11 protein-coding genes are annotated in these 13,114 nt (G+C 37.4%); 1 reads left to right on the top strand and 10 read right to left on the bottom strand.

The window, feature by feature from the left end:
- Positions 1–3: 3 nt before the first annotated feature.
- The 7 genes from GHC26_RS02390 to wecB form a co-directional block, all read right to left on the bottom strand.
- On the bottom strand, positions 4–996 hold the full coding sequence (locus tag GHC26_RS02390; RefSeq protein WP_163969639.1) for a DctP family TRAP transporter solute-binding subunit: 993 nt from the start codon (positions 994–996) through the stop codon (positions 4–6).
- A gap of 31 nt (positions 997–1,027) precedes the next feature.
- A complete protein-coding gene (locus GHC26_RS02385; protein ID WP_163969638.1) occupies positions 1,028–1,771 on the bottom strand; it encodes an HpcH/HpaI aldolase family protein in 744 nt (247 codons plus the stop codon).
- Between the two features lie 14 nt (positions 1,772–1,785).
- On the bottom strand, positions 1,786–2,538 hold the full coding sequence (locus GHC26_RS02380; protein ID WP_163969637.1) for a fumarylacetoacetate hydrolase family protein: 753 nt from the start codon (positions 2,536–2,538) through the stop codon (positions 1,786–1,788).
- An 864-nt stretch (positions 2,539–3,402) separates the two neighbouring features.
- Complete coding sequence (locus GHC26_RS02375; RefSeq protein WP_163969636.1) at positions 3,403–4,056, bottom strand: response regulator transcription factor; 654 nt, start codon at positions 4,054–4,056, stop codon at positions 3,403–3,405.
- A 253-nt stretch (positions 4,057–4,309) separates the two neighbouring features.
- Positions 4,310–4,978, bottom strand: coding sequence for a response regulator transcription factor (locus GHC26_RS02370; RefSeq protein WP_163969635.1), 669 nt, complete (start codon positions 4,976–4,978; stop codon positions 4,310–4,312).
- Positions 4,979–5,606: 628 nt separating this feature from the next.
- Positions 5,607–6,773, bottom strand: a complete 1,167-nt coding sequence (locus GHC26_RS02365) for a nucleotide sugar dehydrogenase (RefSeq protein WP_163969634.1) — start codon at positions 6,771–6,773, stop codon at positions 5,607–5,609.
- A 28-nt stretch (positions 6,774–6,801) separates the two neighbouring features.
- Positions 6,802–7,923: a non-hydrolyzing UDP-N-acetylglucosamine 2-epimerase gene (gene wecB / locus GHC26_RS02360; protein ID WP_163969633.1), complete on the bottom strand. Its 1,122-nt coding sequence runs from the start codon at positions 7,921–7,923 to the stop codon at positions 6,802–6,804.
- A 578-nt stretch (positions 7,924–8,501) separates the two neighbouring features.
- Between wecB and GHC26_RS02355 the strand changes: the two genes are divergently transcribed.
- The gene (locus GHC26_RS02355; RefSeq protein WP_163969632.1) at positions 8,502–9,548 is read left to right on the top strand and encodes a C40 family peptidase; all 1,047 of its coding nucleotides are present in this window, start codon (positions 8,502–8,504) and stop codon (positions 9,546–9,548) included.
- A gap of 871 nt (positions 9,549–10,419) precedes the next feature.
- Here the strand turns inward: GHC26_RS02355 and GHC26_RS02350 are convergent.
- The 3 genes from GHC26_RS02350 to GHC26_RS02340 all read right to left on the bottom strand — a co-directional run bounded on the left by GHC26_RS02350 (position 10,420) and on the right by GHC26_RS02340 (position 12,684).
- Positions 10,420–11,343, bottom strand: a complete 924-nt coding sequence (locus GHC26_RS02350) for an RpnC/YadD family protein (RefSeq protein ID WP_163969631.1) — start codon at positions 11,341–11,343, stop codon at positions 10,420–10,422.
- Positions 11,344–11,525: 182 nt separating this feature from the next.
- On the bottom strand, positions 11,526–11,711 hold the full coding sequence (locus tag GHC26_RS02345) for a hypothetical protein (protein ID WP_163969630.1): 186 nt from the start codon (positions 11,709–11,711) through the stop codon (positions 11,526–11,528).
- A complete protein-coding gene (locus tag GHC26_RS02340) occupies positions 11,704–12,684 on the bottom strand; it encodes a nuclease-related domain-containing protein (RefSeq protein ID WP_163969629.1) in 981 nt (326 codons plus the stop codon). The genes GHC26_RS02345 and GHC26_RS02340 overlap by 8 nt, the downstream gene beginning before the upstream one ends.
- Positions 12,685–13,114 lie beyond the last annotated feature (430 nt).

The following is a 13,114-nucleotide window of genomic DNA, read 5'->3' as shown; positions in this document are numbered from 1 at the left end:
ATCCTACTCAGAGTCCTGGATAAGTTTGATTAATTCATCACCATTTTCCTCAGCAAATGAATCCCATAATGGCTGTACAGCATCTTTGAATGATTCACTATTAATCTCATTAATTTCCATTCCTTCTTCAGCTAGCTTTTCTTCCAATTCTGCATTCTGTTCATCCAGCATTGTTTGCTGTTCTACTTTTAATTCTTCCGCTTTTTCTAACAAAATGTCTTGCTGTTCGTCAGATAATTTATCCAAACTATTGGAACTAATCATTAATGGCGCAGAATTATAAATATGTCCAGATAGAGATAGATAATCCTGTACTTCATAGAAATTTGACGAGTCAATCGTTGCTAATGGATTTTCTTGTCCATCCACTGTACCTTGCTGCAGACCTGTAAATAATTCATCAAAACCCATGGATATGGCATTTGCTCCTAGTAACTCAAACATCTCTAAGCGAATTGGAATTTCAGCACTGCGGAATTTAATTCCTTCCATATCAGCAGGCTCCACAATGGGACGTTCATTATTGGTAAAATGTCTAAATCCGTTCTCCCAGTATGACAATACTTCAAATTCATGTTCCCGCAGCATGTCTGACAGCTTATCACCATATTCCCCATCATATGCTCTTCTAACATGATCGATATCATTGAATATAAACGGCAATTCCTCTACACCAAAAGCAGGATCAATCGATTCAAAGTTCGCAATACCATAGTATAATGCCATATCTAAGTTACCAGCTTGCATTTGTTGGATCTCATCTGCTTCACTGCCTAGTACTGCATTATGATTAATTTGCAATGTAACTTCCCCGTCTGTTTCTTCTTCCACTTCTTCAGCCAATTTGTCTAAATAAACACCACCTGGATGACTATCTGGGAATATGTGACCTACCGTTAACTCTACACTCCCTTCTCCACCACTGGATTCTTCACCTCCGCAAGCGCTTACAAATACGATCATAGTCACTGCTAAAAATAGCATTATTTTCTTCATGAAACTTTCCACCCCTTCTATCTCGTACTAATTATTTAAAGTTTCCAACTTCCTTCATCATTTTAGTAACAAACATCTTATCAATCCCCGTCATCATTCTTGTCACACCACGTTGTCTCCATTTTTCAATATTGGATTGAATTGCTTTCATTTCATAGGAGAAGTCAACACCAATAAGCTCTTTCCCCTGTTTTTCAACAAGCTCTATTAAACTGTTATACTTTTCTTCAATTAGCGGATGAGAACTGTCACCAGGAATCCCTAAGGACACGGACAGATCAAATGGCCCTATCATAAACGTATCAATCCCATCCACTTCGATAATCTCCTGGAAATGATTCATTCCATGCTGCCCCTCTACCAGTGCAATAATTTCTGTGTCCCGATTGCTTTGTTCCATAAAACTCGTCCAATCATTCGTCCAATGATTTGCTTCTGGAATGCATGGACAGGAACCTCGATCTCCAAGAGGCGGATATTTGGCACTTTGTACTACCCGTACTGCATCCTCTTTAGAGGAAACGTGCGGTACTAAAATACCATCTGGACCTAAGTCCAAAACCCTCATAATTAAGGAAGAATTATTTTCATAGACACGAACAATTGTCTCCAATCCAGACAACTTTGCAGCTCGTAAAAGATTCTCAAGGCTTTCAAGCGAGATATTGCCATGCTCTAAATCAATAACAACAAAGTCGAAGTTACTATTTCCAATGATTTCTACCACGGTTGCACTATTTATTTGCACCCATGTACCTAAACCAAAGTCAGACATCATGCACCTCCTACCTACACTAGTTTATTAGCCAATTCACCAATTCCTTCTACTTTAACGGTCATGGTACTTCCCTTCTCAACAGGACCAATCCCATGTGGCGTACCAGTTAAAATAATGTCACCAGGCATTAATGTCATATGCTGACTAATGTAGCTAACTAGATGTGGCACTTTAAAAATTAATTGATCCAATGTAGAACGCTGCTTGTTTTCCCCATCTACATATAACTCGACTTTAGCATTCTCTAAATCTACTTCTTTTACGATTCCTGGTCCAATTGGACAGAATGTATCAAATGATTTCCCTCTAGTCCATTGACCATCACCAAATTGAATGTCTCTGGCGGTTACATCATTGGCGCATGTATAGCCAAGTATGTAATCGTTTGCATTTTCCTCCGAAATATTTTTTGCTTCCTTACCGATGACAATGGCCAATTCAGCTTCATAATCAACTTGACCAGATTGCTCTGGATAATAGACCTCATTATTGGGACCAACAACGGATGTTGGTGGCTTCAAAAATAATAGTGGCGCTTTTGGCAATGGTAACTCCACTTCTTTAGCGTGATCTTTATAATTTAACCCTACACAAATAACTTTACTTGGTTTACATGGCGCAAGAAGTCTCACCTCTTTACGTTGTAGGGTCTCTTCGGTAATCTTATAATCTCCTGTAAATAGATCCCCCTGGATTTTTTTAATGTTGTCCCCATTAAGGACACCGTATGATGTAACATCACCTTTTGTAAAACGCACAAACATATAGAAACCTCCTTTATTATATTAGTGACTTACTTTTAGTTTTTTGGTTTGGTGGTTGGACCACAAAACCGATACAAACGTTATTATAAGTTAATATTCTATTTTGGTCAATACTTTAAATTATAAAAAAAGTTAACGTTTTGACATTTTTCGATAAACAGCTGCCGCTGAAAACTGTTTTAACCGTTCAATGACACCTTGAATGGCTAATTGTCTTAAATTATCATCATTGATTTACCTCATTCTATTTCTTGACACACTTCTAGAAGCCTAGAAACGATCCCCCATACTCACAACTGCTTCTTTACATACAGATTATTTTCTAAGGTATGATATATGTTAAAATATTCATATAGAATAGTGGGAATATTATGTTTCATATGTTGACATTGAAGAAGAGAAATTCACGGAAACAGGGAGGAGTTAGCATATTTATATAATTCAATCTATGTTACGATAGTTTATGAATTACTAAATCATCAGGAGGTAGTATCATGCCTTCACTTGAGTATGTATAGGAAAAGTTAAAGGAGTTTAATAAAGTATCAAGTGCTATAAAAATAAAGAAAAAGGAAATCGAATATTATTCGGATTGTTTATCCGAACTACTTTGGCATGATGTAAAAATTGATTTGGTTTTATATGGCCATCATAAAAAATAAATGAAACTAGGAATACTTATTGCCCAAATACTCGTCTTATTTTCGTTAGGAAAAAAGCTAATCTTTAAAAGGTAGGAGTATATCGAGGATTTCCCATTTTTTCTTACCTTTAAAAAAAGAAAATCCTCCAATCCAATTAATCGGGGATTTCCTTCATGACAGGCACAAGATCACGAATTGTTGTACCTTTCGTAAGGCGTAGCTAAGCACCTAATCGCAGCATCCCAATCCGGTTTAGGAATGATACGGCTTCACTTCGCTTTTTTATATTTAGCTTCGAGTAAATATGACTCACATGTACTTTAACCGCACCAACGCGTAAATCTAGTTTTTTACCGATTTCCGTGTTGCTTTTATTTTGCTTTAACAGATACGCCACATCGGTCTCACGTTTTGTTAAGTGAATACCATGTTCATGCAATAACTGGGAGAAGGTATATTTGTTTCGTTGCTTTAAGTGTAAGACCTCTAATAGAAAGTCTTCCGTCCAGTCGTTTGGCAAGACATAATGACCACGTTTTAAGACACAAATAGTATTTGATAAATCAGTCATATCATCTATAAAACCACTCACACCAACACGTATATATGCAAGAACATCAATTGTTTCAAATGTATGGGATAAAATGATAACTGGGATACGTGGATGTTGCTGTTTAATATAATCGACCTTAAAGATTGCATTTCGTTGGTCCAACTCATCAGGGACAAAAACAATGAAATCTGGATTTAATTCCTCTATCCTTGTTGCTATATCATCATTGTAGGGAATATGATTTATCGTGGCTTTTGCCTGACATTGATTATCTACACTCACTGAGTGATTATCATGCTGGATAATACTGATTTTGTCCATCTCTCCTACCTACCTTCTTTTCTATCAGTGTAGCTTCTATTAATGCATGGATTGGACGCACTAGGAAAACTGTATCAGCATTGCTCCCTACAAAGATCCAACATTGTCAAGGCGTGGGGTTCTTAATCAGCTTTCCAGTTAATGCGAAATAAAAACATCCTTAAATGGTATAATACTATATATAAATTCATATTTTTAGTGACTTCTAAACAAAAAAGTCATATTTTACTAAAAAATTTATCAACTTTGTTTTTTAGTAGTTTTCCATCTTAAATAATGATTGTAAAAAAGCAATCGCATCATTCCGATTACGGATCCCCAATTTCGTATAGACTTCACTTATGTAATTTTTAATGGTTCCTTCCCCTAGGAATAATTTTTGTGCCATTTGTTTATTTGTCATCTCTTCCATAAGCGCATATGCGACATCTAATTCACGTTTTGACAAGTAGATATACCGTACCTGTAATTTTCTATTGAGTACTTCTTTTTTGTTGTACTTGGCATCTCTAATATTTTTCGCCAATATCCTTGCCGCTTCCCCCACAATCACCATCTGACCTTCATAGGCATCTCGAATAGAACGTACAATATGATTGACATCCAGCCGCTTCAGCAAGAATCCATCTGCACCAACATTGATCCCCGTAATAATCCGATCTTCTTCCGCAAAGGTCGTCAGTAAAATTACTTTTACATTAGGGAAATGTTCTTTAAGATGTAACGTTGCTTTAATGCCGTCTAATTTCGGCATATGAATATCCATTAGTACTACATCTGGGGGACTTTTTTGGACATGTTGGATTGCTTCATATCCATTCGATGCTGTCCCAATTATTTCCATATCCTCTACCTTTTCTAGTAATGCTTGAATCCCTTCTCGAACAAGTAGCTGATCTTCTACAACCAATACTCGTATCATACAAGCAGCAACCCCCTATATACATGCCCTATTATTTTGTTATATATGAACGATATCGATTAAAACACACCTCAAAAATTGAAATACCTTTGCTTGGTTTGAGAAACAATCGAATTATCCCATTTTCAATTAAAAAATTAGATAATACTTGTTTGTTTTCAGATTTTCATTGTGATAGTTTAATGGAATCGCATTTTTCCCAATATTTGATATATATAAAAGTATTATTTTATAATAATGATAATATGTGGGTGTTTTCGCCAATTTTTCTGATAATTAAGCTTACAAAGAAAATAGGATTGGATCCAACTAATCATTATGTAGTTAATTTAACTTTTGTATCATTTCATTCAACAAACAGATCTTTTATCATACTTGTAATGGCTTTCATTTTATTAGATTCGAATTGATGATAAAGTGATGTTACCTACATCTAAATCGATCACAATATTCTTGGGTTCCACCGAGCATCCCCTTCATTTTCAAAAAACTTTCGTATAAACCGATAAATGTCCATAATCTATGTTACCATGAAACAGACAGGCATAACATGTGCTTGCAGTCATAAAAAAGTCATATTAATTAGTAAAAAGTCATAAAAAAAAGAGGTGACAAACGCCACCTCCTGCTAATCTCGACTAAATATATCTCTTGTATATACTTTTTCCTTTACGTCTTTGAGGTCCACTGACAGTCTATTTGCCACAATGACATCAGAGGTACGTTTGAATTCATCAAAATCCTCCACTATTTTCAGACCTTCAAATTCATCATCATCAAGTGCAGGTTCATAAATTACAATCCCGACACCTTTAATTCTTAAGCGTTCAATGACCCCTTGTATCGCGGATTGCCGAAAGTTATCAGAATCAGTCTTCATCGTCAGGCGATAAATCCCTACCACCTCAGGATTTCGAGCTAGGATACGATCTGCAATATGACTCTTTCTTGTACGATTTGCATCAACAATTGCCGTAATGATGTTATTTGGTACATCTTTAAAGTTAGCTAATAACTGCTTTGTATCTTTCGGTAAGCAGTAACCGCCATATCCGAAAGAAGGGTTATTATAATGGTCCCCAATTCGTGGATCAAGTCCGATCCCTTCAATAATTTGCTTTGTATCCAGCCCATTCATTTCTGCATAACTATCCAATTCATTAAAGAAGGACACTCTCATTGCTAAATATGTATTCGCAAATAACTTGATCGCCTCTGCCTCTGTTGAATTGGTAAATAAAATAGGGATATCTTCTTTCAGCGCACCTTCTGCTAATAAATGAGCAAACCTTTCCGCTCTTTCCGATTGCTCCCCGACAATGATCCGCGATGGATATAAATTATCCAATAATGCTTTCCCTTCTCTTAGGAATTCTGGTGAGAAAATAATGTTTGTTGTATCAAATTTCTTTCTTAATTCCTCTGTATAGCCAACTGGTATGGTTGATTTAATAACCATGACGGCATCCAGATTGATGGAAAGCACATTTTCAATCACCGCTTCAACCGAACTCGTATCAAAATAATCTTTTTCGGGATCATAATTTGTCGGTGTTGAAATAATGACGTATTCGGCATCTTTATATGCTTTCTCATTATCTGTTGTAGCCGTTAAGTTTAACTCTTTTGTTGCTAAAAAGTCCTCAATCTCTGGATCCACAATTGGTGACTTTTGGTTATTAATCATATCTACTTTTTCCTGCATGATATCGAGTGCAATAACTTCATTATGCTGTGCTAACAGAACGGCATTGGAAAGTCCTACATATCCTGTCCCTGCAATGGTAATTTTCATTAGAAATCCCCTTTTTCTACAGTTTTCCTTATCTTTCCTTATTCATATAGTCTACAATCGCATCGGCAATCCGGCGTGATGCTTCCCCGTCACCATATGGGTTTGAGGCTTTGGCCATCTTTTCATGTGCTGCATCACTTGATAACAGTTCATTTGCTAAATGGTATATATTGTCCTCATCGGTTCCTGCTAATTTTAACGTTCCAGCTTCCACACCTTCTGGGCGTTCGGTTGTATCCCGTAATACGAGAACTGGCACTCCTAAGGATGGCGCTTCCTCTTGCACTCCACCAGAATCGGTTAAAATTAAGTGTGCTCGTGCTGCAAAGTTATGAAAATCCACCACACCTAATGGATCAATTAACTTAATCCGATCATCATTACCAAGAATTTCATCAGCTGTTTGCAGAACAAGTGGATTTAAGTGGACTGGATACACAACTTGAATGTCATCATGGGTTTCGACAAGTCGCTTAATCGCACGGAACATTTGCTGCATATTATTCCCTAGATTTTCCCGACGATGTGCTGTCATCAAAACAAGGCGCTTATCACCTATCTGATCTAATATCTCACTCGTATAACTCTCATCAACCGTTGTTTTCAACGCATCAATTGCCGTATTTCCTGTGACAACTATTCGATCACGGTCCTTATTTTCATCCAGCAAATTCTGCTTAGATTTATCTGTTGGTGCAAAATGCAAATCAGCCATAACACCTGTTAGCTGGCGATTCATCTCTTCCGGAAACGGAGAATACTTATCCCATGTACGAAGACCTGCCTCGACATGACCAACTGCAATTTGATTATAAAACGCAGCAAGGGAAGCCGTAAATGTCGTGCTCGTATCACCATGCACCAGCACTATATCCGGCTTCGTCTCCTTCATAATCCGGTCCAATCCCTCTAGCGCACGAGTTGTAATTTGCGCAAGGGACTGACCCTTTTTCATAATGTTCAAATCAAAGTCAGGTGACACACCAAAAATAGCTAGCACCTGATCAAGCATCTCTCTATGCTGTGCGGTCACTGCCACTATCGACTCAAATTCATCTGATCGTTTATTTAATTCCAGAACAAGTGGAGCCATCTTAATCGCTTCTGGCCTTGTCCCAAAAATCGTCATCACTTTTATCCGTTTACTCAATTCATTCACTCCAGTGGATATTTTCATGAATACATTCTTATAAAATTTTACACGATTACTGAAATTATAACAAAAAAAGTGATAGATGATATGGGTGAAAATGTGCGATTGGGATGTTGGTGCACGAGTTTGGGGTGGTGTCGCACGAGTTTGGGAGGTTGTTGCATGAGTTTGGGACGCTACTGCATGAGTTTTGGCTGTTGCTGCATGACCTAACCCTATGTCTGCACGAATTTAGTCTGTTCTTGCACGAGTTTAGAATAATGTTGCATAACTTGATCCTGTTCTTGCACGAATTTAGAATGATGCTGCATGACTTGATCCTGCAGCTGCTCGACTTTCATCTGCTATTACTCGATTTTAGATATGATCGGCATGAGTTCCTCTCATTCTCGCAAGACTCCCCCTACTTCAACCACTAATTTGACAAATATTACAAAAATATTACAAACATCTTCAATATCTAATAATCTACTAATAGCGTGCTATAATTAATCTAAAACCATATGGGGATTTTTTCCGATTATGGAAGGGATTCACCATAATGTAATCACGTGTCGGATAAGGGGGAAATTATAATGGCGAATAAAAAGGCAATCATGACCGCTACAGCTGGTGCGTTTATTGCGTCAACTTTCGTGGCAACAGATGAAGCTGAAGCAGCAGATCATAAAGTCAAAAGTGGCGATTCACTTTGGTCCATCGCCCAAAAGTACAACACAAGTGTGTCGCAATTAAAAAAGCTAAATGACTTAAATGGGGACATCATTTTTCCAAATCAAGTCATTATTACTGAGAAAAAATCTAGTTCCACCAACAATTCCAAACAGCAATCCAGCTCCAATGACTCCTCTACATATACGGTGAAGCGAGGCGACACCCTCAGTGGCATCGCATCCAAGCATAATATATCGTTATCTAACTTAATGAAATGGAATGACTTAGATACAACCTTGATCTATCCTGGAAATGAACTTGTTGTATCCAAATCAGGATCAGGCTCATCAGGAAACAACAATAATAAAGATGAATCCAACAGTAATTCAGGATCTAACGGAAAAGTTGGAAGCGCTAAAGTATACACTGTTAAATCAGGGGACACCTTATCTGGTATCGCTTCCCGCCATGATGTAACAGTTGCAAACTTACGGAAATGGAACAATCTGAAGTCAGACCTTATCTTAATCGGACAAAAGCTTAACATTGGTGCAAAAGGGGACAGTGGATCCAGCTCAACTGAAAAACCATCCGCTGACGTAAGCTATAACGTGGACAGGCTAATTAGTTCAGCCAAAAACATGCTTGGCATTGATTATGTATGGGGTGGTTCAACACCTAGTGGATTCGATTGTAGTGGATTCATTTACTATACCTACCAAAAAGCAGGCATGAGCATTGGTCGCTTATCTAGTGGTGGATATTACAACCGCGCTTATTATGTAAATAACCCCCAAGTCGGAGATCTTGTCTTTTTTGAAGGTACATACAAAGCCGGCATCTCCCATTTAGGGATTTATTTAGGGAATAATCAATTCATCCATGCAGGCTCAAATGGTGTAGAAATATCTAGCTTAAGTAATTCGTATTGGAAAAAGCATTTTGATGGGTATAAGCGGTTTTATTAATTGATTTTTTTGAAGGGGGGTGTTTCTATCCTCCTTTTTTATTTAAAAAATGTGATCTCAAATCCGCTTCTCTGGCATGAGTTAGCGATGTCTTCGCATGAGTTTTCAGATTCTCGCACGACTTAACGCACCCCTCGCACGAGTTTTTCAACTTCTTGCACGAGTTTAGATAGTTCTCGCACAACTTATGCTGGTTGTTGCACGAGTTCTCCAATTCGTTGCATGAATTCGCTCTGCTACCGAATGAATTGACACCTGTTATAGAGTTCTGATGCAATATGAAGTATTACATAGTAGATTATTCATTTATTAAACGGACTCTAGCGGAAAAAGCATATAATTTTTATGATTTGACTGATTTAAGAAGTGAATAAATTGCTCAGTCATTAAATAAAAAGATTTTTGTTTCTGATTCAAGGTTGGGCTATTTGGTGTTTGAGGTGGATAATGTTATAGATATTGCAGGTGAGGTTGTGTGAATTATTCCTTCTTTTGCATGACTTGGCAATGTCTTTTCCACGTATTTTCCCAGTTCCTCACGAGGCATACTTCTTATCCATGGGCACACGCTTCTCCTGCCAATCCATTAATTAACTTAAACGTCTATCAAAGCAACTTCCTCAACTCCTCAACTTCCTTTTGGTCCAAACCTGTGAGCTTCGCTGTAGTTTCCGTATTATATCCTTCCTTCAGCATTTCGACTGCTACTTTCTTAAATCCTATTTTTTTACCAATTTTTTTTTCCTTTCTCTATCCCTTTCTCCTCATACGATATCGGCAATTCCATAATCTTCTCTGCATCATCCATCTTTTTGATTTCTTCCATAAGAACATTCTCCTCCTGTTCAATATTCATTTTCTTATAAATGATTCACCCATCCTTTTCATCAGAGCGCTTCTTCAATTCCTCAACTTCCTTTTGATCCAAACCTGTGAGCTTCGTTACAGTTTCCATATTATATCCTTCCTTCAGCATTTCGACTGCTACTTTTTTTATCCCAATTGCTTTTCCAATTTCTTTTCCAATTTCTTTTCCAATTTCTTTTCCTTTCTCTATACCTTTCTCCTCATACGATATCGGCAATTCCATAATCTTCTCTGCATTATCCATCTTTTTGATTTCTTCCATAAGAATATTCTCCTCCTGTTCGTTTAATTTTAAATACCGCTCGAAAAATCCATAAATTAACCTTTCTTTCGCAGGATTTAACTTCATACGCACCAACATTCGCAGGAATTCTTTCTTTACTTGGACCCGTTCACCTTCCGTGTACCCCATCTTACTTAACAGTGCCGCCGCAACTGGATTGTTAGATTGGATATAGTTGCGCCAGTTCATTTTCCGCAAATGCAATGCTAAAAAGTTAAACGTTAACACATGAAAAAACGGAAATTCCATTTTATACCGATTCTGTTCCCAATTCTCATCATAACTAAAAACAGCAATTGGTATAATAGGCTTCCGATACTTATGATACAACAGGCTAAAATAGAGATACATTCGCTTGTTAAATTCTGATTGCACATAACTTTGTGGCTCAATGTGAATGATAATCATTGCCTCGTTTCCCTTTAATTTCGTTTCAACCACAATATCTAGCCTGCGCTTTTCTCCCTCTAATAAATCAGTAAAAATTTCATCAGGCATTGGCTGTACAACTGAAAAATCAATATGGTGATATATATCTGGAAAGAATGCTTCGATAAATTCTGCGAGAAATGTGTGGATTAATTCTTTAAATAGCTGATCATGTTTGATATAAGCCGAGGTTTCTTTCTCTTCATATACTTTCATTTTAACACACCTTTTTAATAGGAATGAAGGGAATTAATAAGTTGGAAGTGTTGCTGTAACACGAATTATAGGCACTACTTCATAATTTTTTCTTATGCCCGCACGAGTTGCAGGCTTTCCTGCATGATCTTCTCCTTTCCTCGCATGAGTTGCAGGCTTTCTTGCATGACTTTCTCCGTTCCTCACACGAGTTGCAGGCTTTCCTGCATGATTTTTCCATTTCCTCGCATGAGTTCCTTCTTTTCTCGCACGAGTTGCAGGCTTTCTTGCATGAGTTTTTCCTTTCCTCGCATGAGTTGCAGGCTTCCTTGCATGACTTTTCCATTTCCTCGCATGAGTTTCAGACTTTCTTGCATGAGTTCAGACATTTCTCGCATGACCACCTTGTACAAGTGCACTTCGCTTCTTCCGCCAGACTCTTCTCTTTTGATCATACAAAAGGTTGCTATGCTGCAATATTCTTGTTGCGATACCTCTGGATTCCAGATGCAAAAATCGCATGCATGCTTTGTTCGTTATAAAAGGACGTATTAATAACAAATAATCATCTAAAGCGCGGTGATGTGCATATTTAGAACGATGATTACAATTAAGGCATAGCCAATTCCCAAAAATTCGCCGCATACCCAATCGCTTACAGGATGGACAGTGAACACCAGTTAACAGATCAGATTTCTGAACTTGATAGGTTTTCATTATCTCCCCATCATAATTTTCGCAGGCATTTAATATCATATGGCCAACTTTTTTCGGATCAAACTTGCGAAGATCGTGGCTTTTCAATTCATTAACTTTTTCTCTTAATAACTTTGGAATATTCTCACCATGTGCAACAATTTTGCCGATTTTCTCCTCATCACCAACCACTTTAATAACAGTACGCGGATCACTTATTGCTACAAAAAAATAGACTGGAATATGTTGAAGGTTATATTGTTGAAGCCAAGTTTGAAGATTTCTTTGTTGGTTTTCTGCTTGTGTAATGGGGTGTTTGTAGCCTTGTTCCACTTCTCCATTAGAACGAGTAAACGTATTAAGAGCAGTATTAAACGTAATCGTTCCATCGTAATTTTTCACTTCGACTGGTATGATTCCATATTCCGTTATGATAATATTGTCCAGCTGTACATTTTTCCCGTTCACTTTCAAGTTAACATCTTGTAGGATAATATAATCATCCGCGAATTGTTCCAAATGATAATCCACTTGCTGTTCCCCGACATAGCCTTTTCTTCGTTTCTGTGCATCAATCTCCATTTCTGTATACCTTGGGAATGTAGTTGGTAGCCGAGTATCTAACTTTTTAAGTGGCAAAGGCTTCGATCTTCTTCTAATAATCATGTGATTAACCTCTTTCCATTCACGTTTTCCTTATCATATAGCATTTTTATGAAGTAATGAAATTCATAAAATAAACGTTTCTAGTAGAAATAATAAGGATAATAATGTTTTCCTTATAGAAAAAGCTAATTTTATAAAGGATAAAATTTAAGAAACGTTCATTTTATATCTTTTGAGTAAAGTACGACTATGTTGACAAGTCATGCGAGAATGATCAGAAGTCATGCCGTATTCCTCAAATCTCATGCGAGCACACTTAAAACTCATGCGGCACCGCCTCAATCTCATGCGAGAACTCTCAAATCTCGTGCGACAATCCCAGAAACTCATGCGAAAACTCTCAAACCTCGTGCGGCATTCCTTGAATATCATGCAGCATTTCTCAGAACTCGTGCAGCAATCCCAGAAACTCATGCGACACCTCTCAAAA

It is taken from the genome of Oceanobacillus halotolerans (assembly GCF_010993955.1).
Classification (GTDB): Bacteria; Bacillota; Bacilli; order Bacillales; family Amphibacillaceae; genus Oceanibacillus_A; species Oceanibacillus_A halotolerans.
Note: the sequence above shows the minus strand (reverse complement) of the source record. Positions and strands in the feature narration are given on the sequence as shown.